This is a genomic window from Polynucleobacter yangtzensis (assembly GCF_001595965.1).
Taxonomy (GTDB): Bacteria; Pseudomonadota; Gammaproteobacteria; order Burkholderiales; family Burkholderiaceae; genus Polynucleobacter; species Polynucleobacter yangtzensis.
The window spans coordinates 1-24740 of record NZ_LOJI01000003.1 but is presented as its reverse complement, the minus strand read 5'-3'; the positions used below and the strand labels follow the sequence as shown (position 1 = coordinate 24740).

20 protein-coding genes and 1 riboswitch are annotated in these 24740 nt (G+C 46.9%); of the genes, 16 read left to right on the top strand and 4 right to left on the bottom strand.

Going from position 1 to position 24740, the window contains the following annotated elements:
- The first annotated feature begins 33 nt into the window (after positions 1-33).
- Genes polA through JaK3_RS03420 form a run of 3 tightly spaced genes read left to right on the top strand, consistent with a single transcriptional unit; the run spans position 34 to position 4549 of the window.
- Complete coding sequence (gene polA / locus JaK3_RS03430) at positions 34-2859, top strand: DNA polymerase I (protein WP_068320779.1); 2826 nt, start codon at positions 34-36, stop codon at positions 2857-2859.
- A gap of 35 nt (positions 2860-2894) precedes the next feature.
- Positions 2895-3770, top strand: a complete 876-nt coding sequence (locus JaK3_RS03425) for a dienelactone hydrolase family protein (RefSeq protein ID WP_068320777.1) — start codon at positions 2895-2897, stop codon at positions 3768-3770.
- A 5-nt stretch (positions 3771-3775) separates the two neighbouring features.
- On the top strand, positions 3776-4549 hold the full coding sequence (locus tag JaK3_RS03420) for a ZIP family metal transporter (protein WP_068320774.1): 774 nt from the start codon (positions 3776-3778) through the stop codon (positions 4547-4549).
- 12 nt (positions 4550-4561) lie between these two features.
- Here the strand turns inward: JaK3_RS03420 and JaK3_RS03415 are convergent, their stop codons facing one another.
- Together JaK3_RS03415 and JaK3_RS03410 are read right to left on the bottom strand one after the other, a co-directional pair.
- Positions 4562-5392, bottom strand: coding sequence for a sulfurtransferase (locus JaK3_RS03415; protein WP_068320773.1), 831 nt, complete (start codon positions 5390-5392; stop codon positions 4562-4564).
- Between the two features lie 57 nt (positions 5393-5449).
- Positions 5450-6556 (bottom strand): aromatic ring-hydroxylating oxygenase subunit alpha, encoded by a 1107-nt coding sequence (locus tag JaK3_RS03410; RefSeq protein ID WP_068320771.1) that lies wholly within the window; start codon positions 6554-6556, stop codon positions 5450-5452.
- Between the two features lie 162 nt (positions 6557-6718).
- Between JaK3_RS03410 and xseB the strand changes: the two genes are divergently transcribed.
- The 4 genes from xseB to folE2 are packed head-to-tail and all read left to right on the top strand — an operon-like array spanning position 6719 to position 10653.
- Complete coding sequence (xseB, locus tag JaK3_RS03405; RefSeq protein WP_068320767.1) at positions 6719-6952, top strand: exodeoxyribonuclease VII small subunit; 234 nt, start codon at positions 6719-6721, stop codon at positions 6950-6952.
- A complete protein-coding gene (locus JaK3_RS03400) occupies positions 6952-7854 on the top strand; it encodes a polyprenyl synthetase family protein (protein WP_068320765.1) in 903 nt (300 codons plus the stop codon). Before xseB ends, JaK3_RS03400 begins: the two co-directional genes overlap by 1 nt.
- Positions 7855-7898: 44 nt before the next feature.
- Positions 7899-9800 (top strand): 1-deoxy-D-xylulose-5-phosphate synthase, encoded by a 1902-nt coding sequence (gene dxs / locus JaK3_RS03395; RefSeq protein WP_068320763.1) that lies wholly within the window; start codon positions 7899-7901, stop codon positions 9798-9800.
- A gap of 25 nt (positions 9801-9825) precedes the next feature.
- On the top strand, positions 9826-10653 hold the full coding sequence (folE2, locus tag JaK3_RS03390; protein ID WP_068320757.1) for a GTP cyclohydrolase FolE2: 828 nt from the start codon (positions 9826-9828) through the stop codon (positions 10651-10653).
- 37 nt (positions 10654-10690) lie between these two features.
- Here folE2 and tsaD read toward each other — a convergent pair whose 3' ends face one another.
- Entirely contained in the window at positions 10691-11764 is a 1074-nt protein-coding gene (gene tsaD, locus JaK3_RS03385) for a tRNA (adenosine(37)-N6)-threonylcarbamoyltransferase complex transferase subunit TsaD (RefSeq protein ID WP_068320756.1), read from the bottom strand.
- 77 nt (positions 11765-11841) lie between these two features.
- On the opposite strand from tsaD, the gene rpsU reads away from it, so the two are divergent.
- The 8 genes from rpsU (at position 11842) to JaK3_RS03345 (ending at position 22192) form a co-directional block, all read left to right on the top strand.
- Positions 11842-12054 carry a 30S ribosomal protein S21 gene (gene rpsU / locus JaK3_RS03380; RefSeq protein WP_011903537.1) on the top strand — a complete coding sequence of 71 codons (213 nt, stop codon included), beginning with the start codon at positions 11842-11844 and terminating at the stop codon, positions 12052-12054.
- Positions 12055-12164: 110 nt separating this feature from the next.
- A complete protein-coding gene (locus JaK3_RS03375) occupies positions 12165-12611 on the top strand; it encodes a GatB/YqeY domain-containing protein (protein WP_068320755.1) in 447 nt (148 codons plus the stop codon).
- Positions 12612-12647: 36 nt separating this feature from the next.
- A complete protein-coding gene (gene dnaG / locus JaK3_RS03370; RefSeq protein ID WP_068320754.1) occupies positions 12648-14615 on the top strand; it encodes a DNA primase in 1968 nt (655 codons plus the stop codon).
- A gap of 243 nt (positions 14616-14858) precedes the next feature.
- Complete coding sequence (gene rpoD / locus JaK3_RS03365) at positions 14859-17435, top strand: RNA polymerase sigma factor RpoD (protein WP_068320751.1); 2577 nt, start codon at positions 14859-14861, stop codon at positions 17433-17435.
- A gap of 716 nt (positions 17436-18151) precedes the next feature.
- Entirely contained in the window at positions 18152-19138 is a 987-nt protein-coding gene (locus JaK3_RS03360) for a GlxA family transcriptional regulator (protein WP_015421780.1), read from the top strand.
- A 21-nt stretch (positions 19139-19159) separates the two neighbouring features.
- Positions 19160-19576, top strand: coding sequence for a thioesterase family protein (locus tag JaK3_RS03355; RefSeq protein WP_062310629.1), 417 nt, complete (start codon positions 19160-19162; stop codon positions 19574-19576).
- A gap of 257 nt (positions 19577-19833) precedes the next feature.
- A complete protein-coding gene (locus tag JaK3_RS03350) occupies positions 19834-21489 on the top strand; it encodes an AAA family ATPase (protein WP_068320749.1) in 1656 nt (551 codons plus the stop codon).
- Positions 21482-22192 (top strand): alpha/beta hydrolase, encoded by a 711-nt coding sequence (locus JaK3_RS03345; protein WP_068320748.1) that lies wholly within the window; start codon positions 21482-21484, stop codon positions 22190-22192. Before JaK3_RS03350 ends, JaK3_RS03345 begins: the two co-directional genes overlap by 8 nt.
- 140 nt (positions 22193-22332) lie before the next feature.
- On the opposite strand, the gene JaK3_RS03340 is transcribed toward JaK3_RS03345, so the two are convergent.
- The gene (locus tag JaK3_RS03340; RefSeq protein WP_015421776.1) at positions 22333-22989 is read right to left on the bottom strand and encodes a DsbA family oxidoreductase; all 657 of its coding nucleotides are present in this window, start codon (positions 22987-22989) and stop codon (positions 22333-22335) included.
- A 136-nt stretch (positions 22990-23125) separates the two neighbouring features.
- A riboswitch (glycine riboswitch) is annotated at positions 23126-23214 on the top strand.
- A 152-nt stretch (positions 23215-23366) separates the two neighbouring features.
- On the opposite strand from JaK3_RS03340, the gene JaK3_RS03335 reads away from it, so the two are divergent.
- Positions 23367-24626, top strand: coding sequence for a D-amino acid dehydrogenase (locus JaK3_RS03335; RefSeq protein ID WP_068320747.1), 1260 nt, complete (start codon positions 23367-23369; stop codon positions 24624-24626).
- The last annotated feature ends 114 nt before the right edge of the window (positions 24627-24740 follow it).

Sequence of the window (24740 nt, the reverse complement as noted above, 5' to 3'; positions counted from 1 at the left end):
GGGCAATTCACAACTAGATTGTACGATTGCGGTATGACTAAACATAGACTCTTGTTGGTAGACGGCTCTAGCTACCTCTATCGTGCCTTCCACGCCATGCCAGACCTCAGAAATGGGGCTGGAGAGCCTACTGGGGCTATCTACGGCATGGTCAATATGATGCGCAGGGCCCGCTCTGAGCTCAAAGCCGACCATATTGCCTGTGTTTTTGATGCCAAGGGCAAAACCTTTCGTGATGAAATGTACTCTGAGTACAAGGCTCATCGCTCCCCCATGCCGGAAGACTTAGTCAAGCAGATTGAACCTATTCATGCCATGGTCAAAGCATTAGGTTGGCCTGTACTGATGGTGAGCGGCGTCGAGGCGGATGATGTGATTGGTACTTTGGCTTGCCAAGCCACTCAAGCTGGATGGGAAACCATAATTTCCACTGGAGATAAAGATTTAGCGCAACTAGTAAATCCTTCTGTCACTCTGATTAATACGATGACAAATGAAAAGTTGGATATTGCTGGCGTTAAAGAAAAGTTTGGCGTGCCTCCTGAATTGATTGTCGATTATTTATCCATCATCGGCGATACCGTTGATAACGTACCGGGTGTTCCTAAAGCAGGACCGAAGACAGCAAATAAATGGCTAGCAGAATTTGGCAATCTCGATAACTTAATAGCTAATGCCGATCAAGTTAAGGGTGTGGTTGGCGAAAATCTTCGCGCCTCACTCGATTGGTTGCCGCAAGCTCGTCAACTGATTACTGTAAAAACAGATTGCGATTTATCTCCTCACCTGCCTGGGCTAGATGATTTGCATGCGAAGTCAGAAGATGCCCCTTTGCTGCGGGAGTTATTTGAGCGCTATGCATTTAAGACTTGGTTGCGTGATGTAGAAAAACAGCTTACAGGCCCAACAGATAAGGGTGAGGCACCTGCATTTGATTTGGCGGGAAGCCCAATTACCGCTTCCGAAAATGCTTCAGGTGAAGAAAAAAAGACTCGTGTGATTGCGAGCGCGCCAACTAAAGATTTATCACAAGAAACTCGTGACTCTCAAGATGCTATAGAGCGTAACTATGAGTGTGTGGTCGATGAGGCTGGATTAGAGAAGTGGTTAAAAAAGATTGAGTCTTCCGCATTGACTGCAGTGGATACAGAAACTACTAGTCTCGATGCGCTTGCAGCAGAGCTTGTGGGTATTTCTTTATCAGTAAAGCCAGGGGAGGCTTGCTATATTCCGGTTGCTCATCGCAATGGCGAGGTACAACTAGATCGTGATTTGGTGTTGGCGCGTATGAAGTCTTGGTTAGAAAGTGAGACTCATTTAAAGGTCGGGCAAAACCTCAAGTACGACGCTCATATCTTTGCTAATTACGGCATCACATTAAAAGGTGTTGCATTCGATACCTTGCTCGAATCGTATGTACTCGAGTCCCATCTGCCACACAATATGGATAGCTTGGCTGAGCGTCATCTGGGTATGAAAACTATTCGCTATGAAGAGGTATGCGGCAAAGGCGTTCATCAGATTGGCTTTGATCAGGTGGATCTGAAGATTGCAACCGATTACGCGGCTGAAGATGCGGACATTACATTGCGTCTCCACCTAGAGCTCTGGCCTCAAATTCAGGAGAGCCAAGGCTTGCTCTACATTTATGAGAAGGTGGAAATGCCTGCCATGCGTGTACTTGGCATCATGGAGCGCAATGGCATTCGAATTGATTCTGCATTACTCGCAAAACAAGGTCAGCAGGTCGGCAAACGTCTTTTGGAGCTTGAAGGAGAAATCCACAAGCTCGCAGGCCAACCTTTTAATATTCAGTCGCCCAAGCAAATTGCTGAAATTTTGTTTGGGCAGCTTGAGTTGCCAGTGATAAAAAAGACCCCATCTGGCGCACCATCTACCGATGAAGAGGTTTTGCAAAAGCTCGCAGAAGATTACCCACTGCCAGCACGCATCTTGGACTATCGGAGTTTGGCAAAGCTGATGTCGACCTATATTGAGAAGCTGCCTCGCATGGCTGATCCTAAAACGGGTCGTGTGCACACTAATTTTTCTCAAGCTACTGCCGTTACTGGCCGCCTAGCTTCGAGCGATCCAAACTTACAAAACATTCCTGTGCGTACCGAAGAGGGCAGGCGTATACGGGAGGCATTTATTCCGGCAGAAGGTTGTAAATTATTGTCAGCCGATTATTCTCAAATTGAGTTACGCATCATGGCGCACATTGCTGAGGATGAAAATCTCTTAGCTGCATTTAGAGACGGCAAGGATGTTCACCAAGCCACCGCTGCAGAGATCTTTGGTGTTCCTTTGGATGATGTGAATTCTGAGCAACGCCGATACGCCAAGGTGATTAACTTTGGTTTGATCTATGGTATGAGTGCATTTGGTTTGGCGGGTAACTTGGGTATTGAACGATCAGCCGCGCAAAATTACATTGCTAAATACTTTGATCGCTATCCAGGGGTTGCTCAATATATGGAGCGCACCCGTCTTGAAGCTAGAGAGAATGGTTATGTCGAAACGGTTTTTGGGCGCCGCCTTTGGCTGCCCGAGATTAAGGGCTCCAATGGACCCCGTCGCCAGGGTGCTGAACGCGCAGCTATTAATGCCCCAATGCAAGGCACTGCTGCAGACCTCATCAAGTTAGCCATGATTGCTGTAGAGGATTGGCTTGAAAAAGAGCAGTTAAAAACGAAAATGCTGCTTCAGGTACATGATGAATTGGTATTTGACGTGCCTTTGGATGAGATTGACCTGCTACAGACTAAGTTACCCGATTTAATGTGTCATGTGGCTCAATTGAAGGTGCCTTTGGTGGTTAGTATCGGGATTGGCGATAATTGGGAAGAAGCGCATTAAGAATCGTAATAAACATTCAAGCGAGGAGACAAAAAATGAGTAAAGAAATTCAAAATAGTCGACGCAATTTTATGAAGACATCAGCCATTGGCGCTACCGCTCTTGGCGTAGGATTTGTAGCGGCATCTGAGCCAGTTATGGCTGCAGCTATTGAAACTGATTTCAAGGGTCTTAAAGTAGGCGAGCAGATGATTCCAGTAGGTAGCTTTCAAATGCCTGCCTATGTATCTCGTCCTGAAAAAGCAAAGGGTGCTCTACCTATCGTGATCGTGGTGAGTGAGATTTTTGGCGTGCATGAATATATTGCTGACGTCACAAGACGTTTTGCAAAACTGGGTTACCTTGCAATAGCCCCAGAATTTTTTACTCGTGCTGGCGATCCTAATACCTATGGAACGGTAGCTGAAATTCAGCAAAATATTGTTGCAAAAACTCCGGACTCACAGGTTTTGAATGATTTGCAGGCTGCATTAGTTTGGGCTGGCAAAAATGGTGGCGATCTGAAAAAAGTTGGCGTGACTGGTTTCTGTTGGGGTGGCCGTATCACCTGGTTATCTGCAACCTTGCCGCAAGTTCGCGCTGGCGTAGCCTGGTATGGTCGCGTCATTGGTGAGAAGACGGAGGGTAACCCGCGCCATCCCGTAGATATTGCTGCCGACTTAAAGGCGCCAGTGCTTGGCTTATATGGCGCAGCAGATACCGGAATCTCCTTGGAGAGTGTGGAGCAAATGCGCTCCGCATTGGCACAAGCAGCCCCAAAAAATCCCGCTGCCAAAGCGTCGATCATTGAGGTGTATCCAGATGCTCCGCATGCCTTCCATGCAGATTACCGCGCCACTTATCGTGAGGGTCCTGCAAAAGATGGTTGGGAAAAGTGCCTGGCTTGGTTTAAGAAAAACGGAGTAGCTTAATTAGTATGTCAGTTTTACAAACCATTCTTCTGGTGACCGCGCTAGCGGGTACTGCAAGCGCCCTGGTTGCTGCAAGCTGCTCGTTGGCCGTGCTTTCAAAGATGGTAAACAATATGGTGAGCTTGTCGGTCGGAATCTTGCTGGCGACTGCTTTGCTGCACTCGTTGCCAGAGGCATTCAGCATGGAGGGTGTAAATCCTCAGCTTCTCTTTGCTACCTTGCTTGCAGGATTATTGGGCTTCTTCCTACTCGAAAAAATAGCCTTGCTTCGTCATGACCATCATCATGAAGGTGATGGTCACCATCATCACCATGGGCATGATGCAGAAAATGCTGGGCGTAGTGGCTGGATGATTTTGGTTGGCGATGGTATTCATAACTTTGTAGATGGCATCTTGATAGCTGCAGCTTTTATGGCGGATTATCAAGTGGGCATCTTCACTGCTATTGCGATCATTGCCCATGAGATTCCTCAAGAGATCGGCGATTTCATTGTGTTGCTCAATGCGGGATTCTCACGCGCACGCGCCTTGCTCTATAACTTCATCTGCGGCTTAGCAGCGGTTGTTGGCGGGGTTTTGGCATATTTCTTTTTGGAGCGAGCGCATGCCGCGATGCCGTATTTACTGGTCATTGCTTCTAGCAGCTTTATTTATATTGCAGTGAGTGATCTGATTCCGCAAATGCACCGTCGCCCACATTGGGTTGAGTCATTACGTCAAACCATTTTGATTGCTTGCGGCGTAGGGTTTGTCGTCTTACTCTCTCTACTGCATTAACGAAAAATACGCCTAGAGTTCAACTGGCCTCTTGGGGTCAGCACACCATTCACTCCAGCTGCCTGCGTAAAGGCGTGAACCTTTAAATCCAGCTAGCTCCATAGCCAGAAGATTATGGCAAGCAGTCACACCGGATCCACATTGGTGAATCACTTCAGAGGGCTTTGTTGTACCAAGACTTTCTGAAAACTCCTTAAATAATTGTTCTGGAGTTTTAAAAGCAGTAGCGTTGAGGTTGTTTTTAAAGAAGCGATTCATCGCCCCTGGAATATGTCCGCCTACAGGATCTAGCGTTTCGTTCTGACCGCGGAAGCGATCTTCACCTCTTGCGTCAATAATTTTGTTTTTCTTAGTCTCCAGATTGGCAACAACCTCATCGACTAAAACGAGCCCTGCATAGGGCATGGGTGCAATAGGTTGATTGCAAGGGGTTGGTGCTCTGGGTATCGACCCCATAGGGCCATTCCAGGCATCTAAGCCACCATCTAAGACGCGAACATTGGCATGACCGGTTGCTTTAAGCATCCACCATAGGCGGCTTGCGTATACGGAGCCTTGTTTGTCATAGGCAACCACCAGGGTGTTTGGACTGATGCCCAGACGAGCTTTTGTTTTGGCCCAAGCTTCAGGGCTTGGAAGAGGGTGGCGACCGTTGGCGCCATTTTTAGCGCCAGATAAATCTTTATCCAGGTCGACGTAGATTGCGCCCGGAATGTGACTTTCTTCGTAAGATTTTCTGCCCATCAAAGGATCGACTAAATCAAAACGGCAATCACAGAGCAAGACATTCTCGCCACTGTTAATGATTTCTTCTAACTGGTTAGCTGAGATCAGAGGAGTCATGATGCTTCCTATATTTAGTGACGAGATTGTTGGGTAAAACGATAAAACCTTATTTGATTATGCGCCTTCAAAGTTCATGACACGGCGATACCATTCATGAAAATGTTGCATGCCATCTTCCATTGGACTTTGATATGGGCCTACCTCATTAATACCGCGAGCTAAAAGAGCTGCGCGTCCTTGGTCCATGCGCTCTGCGATTTCATCATCTTCGATGCATGTTTCCATGTAGGCGGCACGTTCTGCTTCAACAAACTCGCGCTCAAAAAGAGCAATTTCTTCGGGATAGTAAAACTCAACAATGTTGCGAGTTTTACCTGGTCCCATTGGATGGAGTGTCGACACGCAGAGGACTCCTGGATACCACTCAACCATCACATTAGGGTAGTAGGTTAGCCAGATAGCACCGTGGCGCGGGGCTTTGCCGTCAAATTGACGCAGAACTGCTTCATGCCATTTGCGATAGGTTGGGGAGCCTGGTGTCTGTAGATCTTTATGAATACCAACTGTTTGTATGCTATGCCAATCGCCAAATTCCCAATGCAGATCTTCACAAGAAACAAACTTGCCTAAGCCTGGATGAAATGGCACAACGTGATAGTCCTCGAGATACACCTCGATGAATGTTTTCCAGTTGTAATTGCACTCATGTACTTCAACATGATCTAAAACATAACCATCAAACTTTAGATCATCAGCCACACCAAGTTTAGCGAGATCAGTACGCACATCACGTGGGCCTTCAAACAGCAAGCCTTGCCAATTTTTTAAAGGAGATTTGCCAAGATTTAAACAAGGCTTATCTTCAAAGTGTGGGGCACCTAATAGATTGCCACCTAAATCATAGGTCCAGCGATGCAATGGACACACAATATTGTCTGCTTTGCCGCGACCATTGAGCATGAGTGCTTGGCGATGACGACAAACATTGGAAAGTAGCTCAACACCAGATTCATTGCGAACGAGGATGCGACCCTCGTTTTCTGCGCTTAAAGTTTGATAGGAGCCAACTTCAGGCACCATGAGTTCGTGGCCAACATAGCCAGGACCCTGCTTAAAAAGCAGTTCAATTTCCCGCTGATACAAGTCAGCGTCAAAATATGCCGAAACCGGCAGTTGTAGATTGGACGGCGCAAGCTGCTGCGCGGTAGCCAGATTAGTCATTCTCCCCACCCCCGAAAACGTCAGCCGAAGCTAAGCGGAATAACCAATCCAACCATCGACGGATCGATATTGGAAAGGAAGGGGTGGATTATACCCATCCAAAGGGCTTCTCGCTTTAATATGTAGGGCTGTCCGTGTGGGAAATACGAAGGAAATTAGCTTATGGCAACCAAGAAGTCTGAGAGTTCAAAATCCGGTCTAGAGGTTCAAATTGACCCAGATTTGCGCTACGAACAAGCTGTTAAAGAGCTGGAAAAGCTCATTTCTGACATGGAATCTGGAAAATTTTCTTTAGAAGAAACTCTGCTGGCCTATCAACGTGGGGCAGCTTTGTTAAAACACTGTCAGGGCATGTTGGCTCAAGTTGAGCAGCAGGTTCGTGTATTCGAGTCTTAATGAATACTGTTTTTCAATTTCAAGAGTGGGTTAGTTCGCAATCTAAGCGAACTGAGTTGGCCTTAAATCGCTTGCTTGATTCTGCTCAAACCATTCCTCATCGTTTGCATGAGGCGATGCGTTATGCAGCACAGGGCGGTGGTAAGCGTATACGACCACTGCTGGTTTATGCGGCAGGTCAACTGGGCAATCAGTTGGATGTAGCGCAGGCCGAGTCTTTGGATGCGGCTGCTGTTGCGATTGAATGTATTCATGCTTACTCCTTGGTGCATGATGATTTGCCTTGTATGGATGATGATGATTTGCGTCGCGGTCGTCCAACAGTTCACAAAGCTTTTGATGAGGCAACCGCCCTATTAGTTGGAGATGCATTACAAACCCGCGCTTTTGAAATTCTGGCTAATGCCAACTGCGATGCGCAGGTACGTCTAAAAATGATTGCTGCTTTGGCTGCTGCCTCAGGATCGCGCGGCATGGCTGGCGGCCAGGCAATTGATTTGGAGAGCGTTGGTAAAAAGTTAGATCTTCTAGGTTTAAAGCAAATGCATGCCATGAAGACAGGTGCTTTGTTGTCATGTGCAGTGGAATTGGGGGGTATTTGTGCATACCTAAGCCCCGCGCAAATGGCTCATCTCGCAAGCTATGCAAAAGCCCTCGGATTGGCATTTCAGATTGTGGATGATGTGTTGGATGCCACCGCAGATAGTCAAACATTGGGCAAGACTGCCGGCAAGGACGCTGCTGCCAATAAGCCCACCTATGTGACCTTGATGGGTTTAGACTATGCGCAGAAGCAGGCTAAAGAGCTACAAGAGGTAGCGATCGCTAGCTTAGATAGTTTTGGCGCATCAGCGCAGGCATTAAAAGATTTAGCCCTCTTGGTTGTCAATCGCGGTAAATAAGAGAGCAACAAAAGAAATACATTGGTACGGATTATTTAGATTCAATGACTTTACATTCCATTAACTCACCTGACGATCTCAAAAAACTCTCACGCGAAGAGCTTCCTGCTTTGGCGGATGAGTTGCGTGAGTTTGTGTTGGATTCTGTTTCTAAAACGGGTGGGCATCTATCCTCCAATTTGGGAACAGTAGAGTTATCGATCGCTTTGCATTACGTCTTCGATACACCTGCAGATCGCATTGTTTGGGATGTAGGTCATCAAAGTTATCCACACAAGATTTTGACGGGCCGTCGTGAGCGCATGAATACCTTGCGTCAGTACAAAGGCCTTTCTGGATTCCCGCATCGTGCTGAAAGTGAGTTTGATGCATTTGGTACTGGTCACTCATCCACCAGTATCTCAGCAGCAATGGGTATGGCTCGTGCATTTCAAACTAAAGGCGAGCGACATGTTGCTGTAGCTGTAATTGGCGATAGCGCGATGACTGGCGGCATGGCATTCGAAGCGATGAACAATGCGGGTGTGTATGACGACTTGCCGCTTGTGGTGATTTTGAACGACAACGATATGTCGATCTCTCCAGCAGTGGGCGCGCTCAATCGCCATCTTGCTAGATTACTGAGTGGCAATATTTATTCGGCAACTAAAAAAGGCATTGATAGTGTTTTATCTATTGCGCCACCTTTGCGTGAGTTCGCTAAACGTCTTGAGGATCATGCCAAAGGCATGGTGTCTCCATCTACCATCTTTCAAGAGTTTGGCTTCAATTACTTTGGTCCGATTGACGGTCATGATTTAGATGCCTTGATTCCAATGCTGCAGAACGTACGTCGTTTGGCGCTTGAAGGGCGTGGCCCACAGTTCCTGCATGTAGTGACTAAAAAAGGTCAGGGTTACGAGTTAGCTGAAGCGGACCCAGTGCTGTATCACGGCCCAAGCAAATTCAATCCTGAGGAGGGTGTTAAAAAACCTGCCGCTAGCAAAAAAACCTTTACTCAAGTATTCGGTGAGTGGTTGTGCGATATGGCGCATGCTGACCCATTACTGGTTGGTATTACTCCAGCGATGCGCGAAGGCTCTGGCTTAGTTGAATTTGAAAAGAATTTTCCCAAGCGTTACTACGACGTTGGTATTGCTGAGCAGCATGCGGTGACTTTTGCGGCCGGAATGGCTTGCGAAGGCATGAAGCCGGTGGTGGCAATTTATTCCACTTTCCTGCAGCGCGCCTACGATCAACTCATTCACGATGTCGCATTGCAAGATTTACCAGTACTATTCGCACTTGATCGCGCAGGCTTGGTAGGTGCTGATGGCGCCACCCATGCTGGTGCATACGACATTCCATTCTTACGTTGCATTCCTAATATGCTGGTTCTGACTCCAGCAGATGAAGCTGAATGCCGTGATTTATTAACCACTGCATTCCATCAGCCACATCCAAGTGCAGTTCGCTACCCGCGTGGCGCAGGTGTTGGCACAGTGCCTTCAAAAGAATTGCGCACCTTGCCATTAGGTAAGGGTGAGATTCGTCGCAAATCGACTGCTCCATCCGGTCAGCGTGTAGCGATCTTGGCGTTTGGCACCTTGCTTTACTCTGCGCTTGAAGTTGCTGAGGGTATTAATGCCACTGTTGCCAGTATGCGTTTTGTGAAACCGCTGGACGTGGATTTGATTCAATCCTTGGCAGCTGATCATGATTATTTTGTGACCATTGAAGATGGGGCAATTGCTGGTGGTGCTGGTAGCGCTTGTTTGGAAGCACTATCAAATCTCGGAATAAATAAGCCCCTCTTGCAATTGGGTCTTCCTGATGAATTTATTGAGCATGGCGACTACAGCTTGCTAATGACCAAGTGCGGCCTAGATGTAGAGGGTATTGCCAACTCCATCAAACAACGTTTTCCAGCGATATTGACCCAAAATTCTGTGCTTGTAGGCAAATAAGCCTGTTTTGCCTGAAAATAGAGCCATGAATGACATGAACCCCGCTTTTTTGAAGCCTAGCGCAATGCCTGACGTGCAATCCACTTTGGATGAGCGCGCTTTGCCAATTGAGCAGGTGGGAATTCGTGGCGTACGTCACCCGCTGACGATTCGTAGCAAGACTGGTAACTTTCCATCTGTTGGTACTTTTGAAATGGATGTTGCTCTGCCTGCGCATGTGAAGGGCACGCATATGTCGCGCTTCATGGCTTTGTTACAAAAACAAGATATCGCAGTTGATAGCACTTCTGTAGTGGCGATGGTTCGTGAGATGTTGCCATTGCTTGATGCCAAAGAAGGCCATGTGCAATTTACATACACTCACTTTGTAAAAAAAGCAGCGCCAGTGTCTGGTGTGGAAAGCTTGATGGATTACGAAGTGACCTGGATGGCTACAGCTAAACAAAATGCCAATGGCAATGCTGATGTGGAATTAGGTTTACGTGCGCAAGTTCCAGTTATGAGTTTGTGCCCTTGTTCAAAAGAGATTTCTGATTTTGGTGCCCATAATCAGCGCTCACATGTGACGATGTCTGTAGTACTCGACACTGAAACAAAAATGACAGTAGAGGATTTAGTCACCGCAGCAGAGAGTGAAGCATCCAGTGAGTTGTGGGGTCTTCTCAAGCGCCCTGACGAGAAGTGGGTAACAGAGCGCTCTTACAGCAACCCTAAATTCGTAGAAGACTTAGTGCGTGATGTGGCTGGCAACCTCAAGGCGGATCAGCGTATCCAGTCGTTTGTAGTTGAGGCGGAGAACTTTGAGTCTATTCACAACCACAGTGCATTTGCTCGTATCAGCCATCAGAAATAATTGGCCAACTAGTAAGTTAAATACTTAAATGCAGTTCTTAAATTAAGTTATTGCTTTGCAAATCCCAGCGGGGTTTGATATCAAAGGCTCCAGATGTTGTGGAGCCATTATTTTTGGCTAGCATTCGTAGTGCTCCAGCAAATGCAATCATCACGCCGTTATCGGTGCATAGTTCTAGTGGTGGGTAGTGCACTTCAAAACCATTTCGTGCAGCCTTTTCATTTAAAGCGCTACGTAGTTGCAAATTGGCGCCGACCCCACCAGCAAGCACTAGATGTTTGCAACCTGTTTGCTTGAGTGTTTTTTCAGATTTACTCACCAACACTGCAACAATTGCATCGACAAACGATCTGGCGAGGTCCGCATGAAACTGCGCCACTTCAGATGTATCGACAATTTTTTTATCCTCAAACTTTTTAACTTGATTGAGAACGGCAGTTTTTAATCCTGAAAAAGAAAAATCTAAATCACCTGAATGCAGCATCGGTTTTGGTAAGTCAAAAATACCGGAGCGTCCTTGCTCGGCTAATTTAGAAATTGCAGCGCCACCTGGGTAATCGAGTCCAAGTAATTTGGCGGTCTTATCAAAAGCTTCGCCTGCTGCGTCATCTAAGGTTTCACCCAGAAGCTCATATTGCCCAATGCCGGAGACTTTCATCAGTTGGGTATGGCCGCCAGATACCAGAAGGGCAATAAACGGAAATTGGGGGGCTGTTTGACCCAAAAGCGGGGAAAGTAGGTGTCCCTCTAGGTGATGAACCCCAATTGAGGGCAAATTAAGCCCTTGAGCAAGGGATTTGGCAAAAGCACTGCCCACCAGGAGGGCGCCAGCCAGTCCTGGGCCTTGGGTGAAGGCCACGGCATCAATATCGGTCAATTTGAGCCCAGATTGGGCTAAAGATTGGTCTAAAAGGGGTAAAACACGGCGAATATGGTCTCGGGAGGCTAATTCCGGGACAACGCCCCCATAGTCCCGGTGCATGGCGATCTGAGAGTGCAAACCCTGGCCCAGTATGCCCTGGAAGGCCGGTTTACCCTCTTCCCATGGAGTGGTGTTGTATAAAGCCACCCCAGTCTCGTCACAAGAAGTTTCTATTCCTAAAACAATCATTTTTTCGCTTGGTCGTGCTAGAATCGCAATTCAGTTAATTTTTCGATATTTATCGAGCATATACGAGTTAAATAAGTATGACTACAGTCCGCCTCCGCGAAAACGAACCATTTGAAGTGGCATTGCGCCGTTTCAAGCGCACCATTGAAAAGAATGGCCTTTTGACAGACTTGCGTGCGCGCGAGTTCTACGAGAAGCCAACGGCTGAGCGTAAGCGTAAGAAGGCTGCAGCTGCTAAGCGCCATTACAAGCGCATTCGCAGCCAAATGTTGCCTAAGAAGCTTTACTAATAGAATTTAAAAGCTCTCTTCACCGAGAAGCTTTGAAACCCGCTGACGGTGAAACGCAGCGGGTTTTTGCTTTTTAATCGCTAGATACATTCAACATCAGGAATAAAGCCATGAGTCTAAAAGATCAAATTACTGAAGATATGAAAAACGCTATGCGCGCAAAAGAAACTGAGCGCTTAGGAACTATTCGTCTCTTGTTGGCGGCGATTAAGCAACGCGAAGTTGATGAGCGCATCGTAGTCGATGATGCCGGTGTGATTGCTACTGTTGAAAAAATGATTAAGCAACGCAAAGATTCCATCTCTCAATTTGAAAAAGCTGGGCGCGATGATTTGGTTGCGATTGAAGCAGCCGAGATGGCGATCTTGCAAACGTACTTGCCAGTGCAGCTATCTGATGCTGAAGTGGAGGCTGCTGTAGCGGCTGCCGTTGCTTCTACTGGCGCTGCTGGCCCACAGGATATGGGTAAGGTGATTGGCGTTCTTAAAGGCCAATTGGCTGGTAAAGCAGATATGGGCAAAGTTTCTGGTTTGGTAAAAGCCGCACTCGCCAAGTAAGTATTCAAATAAGCAAAACAGTTTCATACTCGCCTTATGGCACTCATCCCACAATCCTTTATTGCCGATCTGTTAAATCGGGTAGACATCGTTGATGTGGTTGGGCAGCACGTAAAGTTAAAAAAAGCGGGCGCGAACTTTCAGGGTTTGTGTCCCTTTCATTCGGAGAAGTCTCCTTCGTTTTCAGTATCACCCACCAAACAGTTTTATCACTGCTTTGGTTGTGGCGCGCACGGATCTGCTATTAGCTTCTTAATGGAGTATTCCGGTCTTGGTTATGTTGATGCTATTGAAGACTTAGCGCGCTCTGCTGGTTTGGATGTCCCTCGTGAAGAGCGCACAGCAAATGATGTCGCGCGTCAGCAGCAAGCTATGGCACTGAGTGAGGTAATGAGTTCTGCTGCAGATTGGTATCGGCAGCAACTCAAAGGCAGCACCCGAGCTGTCGAATACCTCAAAGGTCGTGGTCTTACTGGTGAGATCGCTAAGCGCTATGCCTTAGGCTATGCACCTGATGGTTGGCAAGGTCTAGAGGCTGTATTTGGTACTTATTCGAATGATGAGGTTGCCAAGACATTGTTGGAGGGCGGTCTACTCATTCAGGGCGAGCAGTCTGAAGGCGCAAATGTAAAGCGCTATGACCGTTTCCGCGATCGCATCATGTTCCCAATTCGCAATCCTAAAGGCCAAACGATTGGCTTTGGTGGGCGCATCTTGGATCAGGGCGAGCCTAAATATTTAAATTCTCCAGAGACGCCACTCTTTTCTAAGGGCAATACGCTCTACGGTTTGTTTGAAGCAAGGCAGGCGATTCGTTCGCAAGAATATGTTCTTGTCTGCGAAGGTTATATGGATGTCGTGGCATTAGCGCAATTGGGATTTCCAAATGCGGTTGCTACTTTAGGTACCGCCTGCACTGCTAACCACGTTCGTATGCTGCTCCGTCAAACCGATAAGGTGGTGTTCTCATTTGATGGCGACTCTGCTGGACAGCGTGCTGCACAGCGCGCGCTGGAAGCATGTTTGCCTCTCATGTCGGACGATAAAGAAATTCGTTTCTTATTTTTGCCGACAGAGCATGACCCAGATAGTTATGTACGTGCTTATGGCGCACCGGCATTTGAAAAAGTCATCAAAGAGGCTATGTCTATCTCTAGCTTCTTCTTCAAGGTTGTTAGTGAGGGGCATGAGCAAACTACCCCTGAAGGCAGAGCCCATACGCATCATGCTGCTAAACCCCTTCTGCTTTCCATGCCGCCAATAGCACTACGCACACAAATCTTGCGTGAGTTAGCTATTCGCACAAATACCACTCCAGCCGAGCTTGAGGCATTTTGTGGTTTAACAGTGGCGCCTGCACCTGTGCGTCAAACCACCTATCAGCCGATGCAAGCTAGAACTCCAGGCACTCAAGGCAATCAAAATAATCAGAATTCGTTTTCAGGTAATGGCAATCGTCAAGGCGCACCTTGGCAAGCATCTAAAGGTTCTGCAAAACGCGTTGCGAGTCAAAACATTGAACCACCTAAAGCGCCAACCGATTTGGCGGAACAGATGTTGCGTGTGATTATTCAGTTTCCGCATTTAGGAAAAGCACTAGATGAGAATAAGCGAGCGCTTGCATTGAAAGCTGCGGAACAAAGATCTGAAAAAGCCCATGCTTTGATGAAAGATCTTTTAGCGCAGTGTGATTTGGTTGAGTTGATTCCAGGCGAAGGTAATAAGCCGGCTACCGCAGGTGCTGGAGCATTCGCAATGTTCCAAGATCAACTTTCTCGAAGCGAGCTAGCTCCTTTGTATGAAGTTCTCAGGAATCGTGTGATGGGCTCTGATTTGGAGCTTGATGGTGCTGCCGCCGACCTGGATGGGGCATTCAAAAAACTTGAATTAACCCACCTCAAGCAAGAAATGACGGAAATTGCCCAAAAGATCGCCGGAAGTACTGCTACCGAGCAAGATCGGGCCCGATATCGAGAATTGGGCGAAAAGCTGAAATTCTCCTAAGAATTTCTGAAAACACCCCTAGAAATCCCCTGAAATTACCCCATATTTTTAGGTAAGAAGGGGGTCAAAAAGTCGCAATCGACTATAATCCTCTGTTCCCAAGAAAAAACCGATTTAATTCAGCCACTTGCGCTTTATTTTGATGAAATTTGGGGTAAGTGGGTAAGTGAGTAAATGAATTACTACGGGGGCTGTGTTTCATCAGTCGATATCAACAACAGTAATGTGAGTAAGTGCTAATAAATGCCGAATACCAAGACCAAAAAACCAGCTCCAAAAGCGAAAGCTCCAGCTAAGCCAGTAAAGGCTGCCGCAAAACCAGCTGCTAAAGCAAAGGCGCCAGCTAAGCCAGCTCCAAAAGCAAAAACACCTGCTAAGCCAGTAAAGGCTGCTGCTAAACCAGCGGCTAAACCTGTGGCCAAAGCAAAGGCACCAGCTAAGCCGGCCCCAAAAGCAAAAACACCTGCTAAGCCAGTAAGGGCTGCTGCTAAACCAGCTCCAAAAGCAAAAGCTCCTGCTAAGCCAGTAAAAGCAGTTTCTAAGGCGCCTGCTAAACCAGTGAAGGCTGTTGCAAAAGCACCAGCAAAACCAGTAAAGGCTGCAGCAAAACCAGTTGTAAAAGCTCCCGCGAAATCTGCCAAAGCAGAAGTCAAGGTTGAGCCAGCGAAAAAAGGTAAAGCAGTAGCAGCACCTAAGGTTGAGCCAGTTAAAGAAACAAAAGCAGCAAAAGAAACTAAAGATGCAAAAGAAGTCAAAGGCAAAAAAGCCAAGACCGCAGAACTAGAGGCGCCTGTAGTTGTTGAAGAAGAGAAGAAGCGCGGTCGCAAAGCGAAAGCGGATGCACCTGCTGAAGCTGTGGAACCAGTATTAACGGATCGTCAAAAAGCGCGTGAGCGTAAGGCGAAAGAGAAGGCACTCTTAAAAGAATTTGCAGCACAACAGTTAGGAACTGAAGAACAACAAGAGTTACGCCGTGCTCGCTTGAAGACTTTGATCAAGATGGGTATGTCCAAGGGTTACTTAACCCATGGCGAGATGAATGACGTGATGTCTGATGAGTTGTCCGATGCGGATGCATTGGAAACTTTGATCAGCTTGCTCAATGACATCGGCATTTCTGTTTACGAACAAGCCCCTGATGCAGAAACATTAATCCTTTCTGACAATACAGCTGCTGCAGCTTCTGAAGAAGAGGCTGAAGAAGAAGCTGAAGCTGCTTTATCTACTGTTGATTCAGAATTCGGACGCACTACCGATCCAGTACGTATGTATATGCGTGAAATGGGTACGGTTGACTTGTTGACTCGCGAAGGCGAGATCGTGATTGCGAAGAAGATCGAAGCTGGTCTCAAAGACATGGTGATGGCTTTGGCTGCTTGCCCTGTAACGATTGCTGAGATTCTGAGCAACGTTGATAAGATCGCTAGTGGCGAGATGGAGATCGACCAGTTTGTGGATGGTTTGGTTGATCCAAATGCAGAAGATATTAAGCTCGGACCTGAAGAGCCAGAAGTTGATCCGGATGCCGAAGAAGGCGAAGAGGGTGAAGAAGATGATGCTGGCGGTGGCGGCGGTGGTGCTGCAACAGCAAACGCTAAGCAATTAGAAGAATTAAAGCAAATCTCTTTAGAGAAGTTTGCAATCGTTCGTACACAAGCTGACAAAATGCGCCGTGCATTTGATAAAGATGGTTACAACTGTCCAGCATATGTGAAGGCACAAGATGCAATTCGTGCTGAATTACTTGGTTTCCGCTTAACAGCGAAGAGTGTTGAGAAGTTATGCGACACCATGCGTTCACAAGTAGACCAAGTATGGAAGCTTGAGCGCGGTATTGTGAGCCTGTTGGTAGACAAAGTGGGGGTTAATCGTGGTGAAGTATTAAAAGACTTCCCTAAGATGTCTATGAATTTGACTTGGACTGAGAAGTTGCTCAAAGAGAACAAGCCATACAGCGCACTCTTGCAACGTAACGTTCCAGCTATTCAAGAACTACAACAGAAGTTGATCGATATTCAGAAGAATGTCGTTATTCCGTTGCCAGAATTAAAAGAAGTTAACAAGCAGATGATCGCTGGCGAGAAGCGTGCCCGCGAAGCAAAACGTGAGATGACTGTAGCTAACTTACGTTTGGTAATCTCGATTGCTAAGAAATACACCAACCGTGGCTTGCAGTTCTTGGATTTGATTCAAGAAGGTAATATTGGCTTGATGAAGGCGGTAGATAAGTTTGAATACCGTCGTGGTTATAAGTTCTCGACTTATGCAACATGGTGGATTCGTCAGGCGATTACCCGTTCGATTGCTGACCAGGCACGTACGATCCGTATCCCAGTTCACATGATTGAGACGATCAATAAGATGAACCGTATCAGCCGTCAAATTTTGCAAGAAACTGGTCATGAGCCAGATGCTGCAACCTTGGCGCTCAAGATGGAGATTCCTGAAGACAAGATCCGCAAGATCATGAAGATTGCTAAAGAGCCTATCTCCATGGAGACACCAATTGGTGACGATGAAGATTCTCATTTAGGCGACTTCATTGAAGACGGTAATACTTTGGCTCCAGCTGAAGCTGCATTGCATGACTCTATGCGCGATGTTGTGAAAGACGTTCTCGATTCATTAACACCTCGAGAAGCAAAAGTATTGCGTATGCGCTTTGGTGTTGAGATGAGCACAGACCACACTCTCGAAGAAGTGGGCAAACAGTTTGACGTTACTCGTGAGCGTATTCGTCAGATTGAAGCTAAGGCTCTGAGAAAGATGCGTCATCCAAGCCGTAGCGACAAACTCAAGACCTTCCTCGAAGAAGATTGATCCAAGACTAACGGGCCCATAGCTCAGTTGGTTAGAGCAGAGGACTCATAAGAGAGATAACCTCGTTGTATTTTGCTAAGAACCTAGTAAACATAAGGGTCTTAGCGTGGTAAGGGTGGATAAGTTTGCTTACACACCGCTTACACACCGAGGCAAGTTGTAAAGCAGTAGTTTTAGCCCAGTTTTATCAGGTTAAAAAGAGTAGTTTTAGGGCCCATAGCTCAGTTGGTTAGAGCAGAGGACTCATGGCGTAAGTTGTGCCATATACGTGGAAACTGTATATGGGATGGTGTCAAATTCGGAGAAAGCTAAAGGTAGCCAAAAGCTGCACAAGCTAACGCCGAGCGAAGCTTAGTAGAAATACTTTGAACGTGTAGAGACTAGACGGCACCCATCTAAGTCGAGCAATCGATATGATGAAGGCATAGTCCAGGGAGTTAGGAAACTAACACAAACCGGAATCCTTTGGTCCCAGGTTCAAGTCCTGGTGGGCCCACCAGAAAAGCAAACCCTCATCAGCAATGGTGGGGGTTTTGTCTTTTGAGCGTTACTTTAAGTAATGGTTGTCTTATGAGCCAACCATTTATGTCTATTTTTTACCGTTCAGACAATTTAAGCCATATTAGAGTGTAAATAAGGCACAATATTTTCATATGTGGACATCATTTAATTCCGTCATGGCGCTTAATTAGCTTGCTGTGTAGAGTGTTATTCCTATGCGTAAGATTACTATTGGCATCCTCGTATTTCCGCGCTTTCAACTGCTTGATTTGGCTGGTCCTTGCGATGCCTTTGGAGAGGTTAAGGTTCTGAGCAATGGAGAATCAGAGTATGAAATTTTCACTGTTGGCACAACTAGGGGTCCAGTACAGTCTTCAAGTGGAATTACCTTAACGCCTGATCGCACGATTTTTGATCCATGCCCTCATTTTGACACTTTGATTATCCCTGGAGGTCTTGGAATCTTTAATCTTCTTGAAGATTCTACTGTGATTGATTGGATTGTCAAACAAGGGTATGAGTGCAGAAGAATCAGCGCCATTTGCAATGGGGTCTTCGCATTAGGTGCCGCAGGAATGATTAATGGCAAGACAGTCACCACTCACTGGATGGATGTCCCGCGATTAGCCAGTATGTTTAAACGTGCTCTTATCGAGCCAGATCGTATTTTCGTAAAAGATGGCCATATCTATACGACTGCTGGGGTAACTGCTGGTATAGATTTATCGCTCCTTTTTATTGAGGAAGATATTGATAAGAAGATGGCGCTTGATGTAGCCAAATATTTGATTGTGTATTTGCGAAGATCTGGAGGGCAAAGTCAATTTAGCCCATTGCTTGAATCTCAAGCTGCTGAAAATTCCGTAGTCGCATCTGTCCACAGTTATATTCTTGGCAATCCCGAGGCTCGTCATACTTTAGAGTCAATCTCCGAGCATTTAAATATGAGTCCAAGAAATTTAACTCGTATTTTTAAGAAAGAATGCGGCATGACTCCGATGAACTATGTAAATGATGCTCGTATCGATTTTGCACGGCGATATCTTGAGTCAACAGATATGGGATATAAGGATATAGCTCAGCGTTGTGGCTTAGAGAGCGCCGAGGCTCTTCGCAGAATATTTGTCCGAAGGTTGGGCATTACTCCGCTGGAGTATAGAGAGCATTTTCGCTCCTCAAATGAAGATATTGAATCGAATTAAATTGTTAGAGTTAGGTTTGCAATGAAGACTTCCCTAAAACCTGGCATTAAATACGAATACAAGTTCATGGTGACTGATGCGCAAACTGTTCCTGCTATGTATCCAGGTTCCAAAGAAGCAGCAGTGAGGCCTAAAGTTTTTGCCACAGGTTTTTTGGTTGGGTTTTTGGAGTTGGCTTGTGTCAAGGCGATTGCTTCTCATCTAGATTGGCCCGAAGAGCAGGCAGTTGGTACTTTTATTAGCGTCACGCATGAAGCAGCTACTCCTCCCGGTATAGAAGTTACGGCGAAGGTTGAGTTAACTGAGGTGCGTGGCAAGAAGCTCATCTTCTCTGTTGAAGCCTATGATGACGCGGAATTAGTATCCAAAGGGAGTCATGAAAGGATCATCATTAATAAGAGGGAGTTTGAAGAGCGAACATGGGCCAAGCGGAGTTGAGAAGCGATATGAGCTGCTAGATGACGCTGTGTAAGTTCAAACGTATGCAGGGAAGTCAACTCACCAAAGAAAAGGTCAAAAACGGGATGGCACTTTAGCCGGAGTTGCCGCCGTAAGCCATCTTTGGGCGCACACCACGCCCAAAATGGACCCTATTATGGCTCGCATTGACTGTAGTCAAGCATGTTTCAGACCTAGGTTTCTATGATTTATTAAAAGAGTAAAAGAGTAAAAGAGTAAAAGAGTAAAAGGAACTCATGGAATTCGAAATACCAGAAACCCTGGCCAATGCGCTACTTGGAATGATCAATGAAGATTCACTGCTTGCTAAGCGGCTGAGCGAGTACGGCCTTTCCCGAGGCAAACGTGTGGTGCCCAGCCACCTTTTCGACGCCACCTCACTTAACACACTTTACGACCTGTGCCGTACGGCCAACGAGCGTGAGCTGATGTTCCAAATGTTGGCGCTGGACAATATCCACGCCGCACCGGCTGCCCGAAAAATCCCCAGCTTGGAGCATCTGATCCCCGGTCTGATCGCTTGGTTGTCGCGTGACATGATCGATGGCTGGCTCTATAAGCTCGGCAAGGATGGTGTGTTGCTGCCCTGGCTGGTCCATTCCATGCGTTATGTGCAGCCTGTCGATAGTGCAGCTTACGTCATCATCGGCCTTCTGGCTAATACCTTGCAGGCTGCAGAACGCGGGCCGGTTACCGATCCGAGGCTAAGGCGTACTGGCATGACCTACAGCATCACCTTTTATGCCGAAGATATTCTGGATTGCACGATTCCCGAATTGATGACGGGTTATGGTTACTTCAAAGAATGTGCGGAATTCAAAAGCGAATACGAGACACACTTAAAGCGTTTTATGCAGATGCAGCCGAAGTTTGGTGCGCAGTTTACTGTTTCTGGCGCTGTCTGGGTGTCCAGCGAAGGGCCTCGTCCACAACTCGAATGCATGCGGCTGCAGGCAGGCACAACGGCCCGCTGCGTCAATGACGAAGAGCTGCTAGAACGCCACTTTGATACGACCGCCGATGCAAGCTTCTGGCGCGGAAGCGGTATCAGCGAGGGTTTTGAACGGATTCCCCAGCATTGCTATCTACACCTATTCCACTTGGATTACCACCGCAGCGTATGGGTACATGTGCAAAATGTTGAGTCGTATCGTTACAAACCAGAATTGCGTGACAAGCTGGTTCTGCCGCATGCTCATCGCGAGTTGATTGATATCTTGACAGCTGATCGTAACTTCCTAATGGAGGACATTGTCGAGGGTAAGTCGGGCGGCACAACCATCCTGTGCAAAGGCGCACCTGGCCTAGGCAAGACGTTGACAGCAGAGGTCTATGCCGAGGTCGTCCAGAAACCACTATACCGCGTACATTCTGGTCAACTCGGCGTGACGGCAAGCTCAGTGGAAGCCAACCTTTCGAAAATCCTGCGGCGCGCTGCGCGCTGGGACTCGGTGCTCTTGCTCGACGAGGCCGACGTCTATATTCGCCGCCGCGACAACGATCTGCAGCACAACGCCATCGTGGCTGAGTTCCTGCGTACCCTCGAGTACTTCAACGGCTTACTGTTTATGACCACCAACCGCGTAGCCGACATTGATGACGCTGTCTTGTCGCGCTGCATCGCCATCATCCAGTTTGAGACACCGACACAAGAGCGGGCGAAACAACTATGGAAATCGCTAGCGCAGCAGTTCAACACCGAACTACCCGACGACCTAGTTGAGCGCTTGGTAATAAGCTACGCAGCTGCCAGCGGCCGCGATATCAAGGAGTTACTCAAGCTGACGCTCAAGTTTTGCAAGGGTAGGAATTTGTTGCTTAGCGAGGAAGCCTTTGCTCAGTGTGCGGCTTTCCGCAGCATCGGTAAACCCCTTGAGGATGGCAATGTTTGACACGTCTTTCCTGGGAGATTCGCTGCTGGGCCGGCTCAGTTTTCGATCCGGCACTATACCCGACAAGCAAGCCTTACCCGCTGGTCGTCACGACCTGGGTATTGCTAGCGAGCGCGACGCTGTATTGATCGTGCCGGATGGCCTGCAGTCTGGAGTTCCAGCCCCTCTGCTCGTGATGTTTCATGGCGCTGGTGGCAGCGCGGACAAGGTGCTGCCATTCTTGATCGATCATGCGTGTCAGCATGGCTTTTTGCTTCTGCTGCCGCAGTCTCAGTTTCCGACTTGGGACTTGGTCGTGGGTGGTAACGGCCCAGACCTAGAGCGGCTGGATAAAGCATTACGCGAAGTGGCGTCGCGTTTTTCTATCAATCCATCCCACTTGGGATTTGCTGGGTTTTCAGACGGAGGCAGCTATGCGCTGTCAGCAGGCGTGACCAATGGCGATGTCGTTAGCCACGTGATTGCATTTTCTGCAGGTTTCATGTCAGTCCTTCAGCAAAATGGTACACCCCGCATCTTCATCGCCCACGGTTTGGAAGACGAGCAACTGCCAATTGAAACTAGTGCGCGTCCTCACGTAGCCAAACTTAAGGCCGCAGGTTATGACGTAACCTCCTTGGAATTCAGAGGCCCGCACCACATCGAGCCGCCAGTGGTTGCGTTGGCAATGGATTTCTTCCTAAAACCAACGGCACCCATCTAAGTCGAGTGATCGATATGATGAAGGCATAGTCCAAGGAGTAGTGAAAGCTACACAAACCAGAATCCTTTGGTTCCAGGTTCCAGGTTCAAGTCCTAGTGGCCTCACCAGAAAAGCAGACCCTCATCAGAAATAGTGAAGGTTTAGCTTTTCTGAATTAGCTGTTCAAGGCTGCTAACAAAAGTCTCTGGGGGTTGTGCGCCCTGCACAAGATATTGGTTATTGAGAATGATCGAAGGAACAGAACTGATTCCAGCGGCCGTATAGGTAGATTCTTCTTCACGCACTTCGTCAGCAAACTCTTTTCCCTTGAGTATCTCTTGAGCTCGATATTTGTCTAGTCCGGCACGCATCACCGCATCTATCAGGTTGTCTTGATCATCTAAATCAACGGCTAGGCAAAAGTAGGTTTTAAGTAATTCCCTCTTCAGCGCCAATTGACTAGGTAATCCACACTCCTTGGCAGCCCAGGCGAGAAGTCGATGACAGTCAAAGGTGTTATAGACTCGCTTGCGACCTTCTGGATGAAAATTAAAGCCAGCCTCGATTGCTCTAGCTCTTATCTGCGCCTGATTAGCTTTAACTTGCTCCTCACTCATGCCATATTTTTGAGTCAAGTGCTCGATAGTATCTTGACCACCTTTTGGCATATTGGGATTGAGTTCAAAGGGACGAAAGTGGAGCTCAAAATTCGCCTTTTCTTTCAGTTGGTCCAGTCCTTTTTGTAGATTTCCTAGTCCAACAGCACACCAAGGGCAGGCAATATCCGATACGAAGTCAATTTTGATGTTTGGTTTCATGACACTATTCTACAAACTCTCTGAATGTTGTTTATGACTTTAGCAGTGCAAGTATTGAAACTAAATACATTTTTTAGCATGAATTATTTGAATATTTTGGCGGTTTTATTTTTGGGTTATAGTAGTACTAGTATTTAAATCATTCTCGGGAGAGATTGCTTTTACAGCAACGCCGAAGGAGCAACCGCCCCGGAAACTCTCAGGCAAAAGAACCGAAATGATTTTTTAAACTCTGAAGAGATATTGGGTATTCGTCATCCAATAACACCGAAGGAGCAAGTAAGCATGTCCTGCCTACGAATCTCTCAGGTCCAGAACAGAGGGGGCCCCTTGTGCATTTGCAATGGGAAACCCTTGACGTTTTTTTGGATCTCAATATGAAATCATTTGTAATTATTGGTGGCGGCATCACTGGTGTGACTACTGCTTATGTTTTGGCTAAGCGTGGCTATGATGTCACTCTCATTGAGCGTCATCGTTATGCTGGAATGGAAACATCCTTTGCCAATGGTGGTCAGCTTTCTGCATCAAATGCAGAGGTCTGGAATCATTGGTCAACAATCATGAAGGGCATGAAGTGGGTATTTAAAAAGGATGCTCCTTTATTGATTAACTTAAAGCCTGACTGGCATAAGCTTTCATGGTTTGCAGAGTTCATTGCATCCATTCCGAATTACAAGAGTAATACCGTTAAAACTTCGCATATGGCAATTGAAGCCAGAAAGCATCTATTTGCTTGGGCAAAGCAAGAGGGTATTGATTTTGATTTAAAGCGTGAAGGTATCTTGCATATCTATCGTGATCAGGCGGGCTTTGAGCATGCAGGCAAAGTCTCTAAGATGCTTGCTGAAGGCGGGCTAGGGCGTACTGCCGTTACACCTCAAGAGATGAAAGAAATCGAGCCTACTCTAGCCGGTAAATATTACGGCGGTTACTACACAGAGAGTGATTCGACTGGAGATATTCATAAATTTACTTTTGGCTTATCTGAAGCTGCAGCTAATTTGGGTGTTAAAACCATTTATGAGCATGAAGTTCTTTCTGTTCAGTCTGATGGAAATCGTGTGAACTTAACGCTAAGCAAGGATGGGCAAGCTAGCCAGCTCGTTTTTGATAATGTCGTAGTTTGTGCTGGTGTTGGTAGTCGTGACCTTGCTTCTCAGTTGGGTGATCGCGTTAATGTCTACCCAGTTAAAGGCTATTCAATTACTGTCAATTTGAACGACAAAGCGAGCCAAGAGGGCGCTCCTAATGTCAGCCTTTTAGATGATGAAACCAAGCTAGTTACCAGTCGTCTTGGTGTAGATCGATTCCGCGTTGCTGGTACGGCAGAGTTCAATGGCATCAATCGTGATATCCGTTCTGATCGTATCAAGCCCTTGGTGGATTGGGTTAATCAGTGCTTCCCAGAAGTCAGTACACGCTCGGTTGTTCCATGGGCAGGCTTACGTCCGATGATGCCAACTATGATGCCAAAAGTTGGTAGGGGTAGTAAGCCTAATGTGTATTACAACACCGGCCATGGCCATTTGGGTTGGACCTTGTCTGCGTGTACCGCTGAAATGATCGGTGATGTTATTCAGTACGGAGAGCAAACCCTAAAGACTGGGACTGAGCCAAGCTTAAAGTTTTCTTAATTGAGTCTAATAAGCGTTACTTAAAGTAACGCTTATTAATCCCTCAAAAAGTACTTTGGAACAACGAAGTGTGAAATGGTTGCTATAAAAATCCTTTGGTTTTCAAAACCAAAG

Coding starts and splice junctions, on each gene's coding strand:
- polA (WP_068320779.1), top strand. CDS start 34: ATGACTAAACATAGACTCTTGTTGGTAGACGGCTCTAGCTACCTCTAT.
- JaK3_RS03425 (WP_068320777.1), top strand. CDS start 2,895: ATGAGTAAAGAAATTCAAAATAGTCGACGCAATTTTATGAAGACATCA.
- JaK3_RS03420 (WP_068320774.1), top strand. CDS start 3,776: ATGTCAGTTTTACAAACCATTCTTCTGGTGACCGCGCTAGCGGGTACT.
- JaK3_RS03415 (WP_068320773.1), bottom strand. CDS start 5,392: ATGACTCCTCTGATCTCAGCTAACCAGTTAGAAGAAATCATTAACAGT.
- JaK3_RS03410 (WP_068320771.1), bottom strand. CDS start 6,556: ATGACTAATCTGGCTACCGCGCAGCAGCTTGCGCCGTCCAATCTACAA.
- xseB (WP_068320767.1), top strand. CDS start 6,719: ATGGCAACCAAGAAGTCTGAGAGTTCAAAATCCGGTCTAGAGGTTCAA.
- JaK3_RS03400 (WP_068320765.1), top strand. CDS start 6,952: ATGAATACTGTTTTTCAATTTCAAGAGTGGGTTAGTTCGCAATCTAAG.
- dxs (WP_068320763.1), top strand. CDS start 7,899: ATGACTTTACATTCCATTAACTCACCTGACGATCTCAAAAAACTCTCA.
- folE2 (WP_068320757.1), top strand. CDS start 9,826: ATGAATGACATGAACCCCGCTTTTTTGAAGCCTAGCGCAATGCCTGAC.
- tsaD (WP_068320756.1), bottom strand. CDS start 11,764: ATGATTGTTTTAGGAATAGAAACTTCTTGTGACGAGACTGGGGTGGCT.
- rpsU (WP_011903537.1), top strand. CDS start 11,842: ATGACTACAGTCCGCCTCCGCGAAAACGAACCATTTGAAGTGGCATTG.
- JaK3_RS03375 (WP_068320755.1), top strand. CDS start 12,165: ATGAGTCTAAAAGATCAAATTACTGAAGATATGAAAAACGCTATGCGC.
- dnaG (WP_068320754.1), top strand. CDS start 12,648: ATGGCACTCATCCCACAATCCTTTATTGCCGATCTGTTAAATCGGGTA.
- rpoD (WP_068320751.1), top strand. CDS start 14,859: ATGCCGAATACCAAGACCAAAAAACCAGCTCCAAAAGCGAAAGCTCCA.
- JaK3_RS03360 (WP_015421780.1), top strand. CDS start 18,152: ATGCGTAAGATTACTATTGGCATCCTCGTATTTCCGCGCTTTCAACTG.
- JaK3_RS03355 (WP_062310629.1), top strand. CDS start 19,160: ATGAAGACTTCCCTAAAACCTGGCATTAAATACGAATACAAGTTCATG.
- JaK3_RS03350 (WP_068320749.1), top strand. CDS start 19,834: ATGGAATTCGAAATACCAGAAACCCTGGCCAATGCGCTACTTGGAATG.
- JaK3_RS03345 (WP_068320748.1), top strand. CDS start 21,482: ATGTTTGACACGTCTTTCCTGGGAGATTCGCTGCTGGGCCGGCTCAGT.
- JaK3_RS03340 (WP_015421776.1), bottom strand. CDS start 22,989: ATGAAACCAAACATCAAAATTGACTTCGTATCGGATATTGCCTGCCCT.
- JaK3_RS03335 (WP_068320747.1), top strand. CDS start 23,367: ATGAAATCATTTGTAATTATTGGTGGCGGCATCACTGGTGTGACTACT.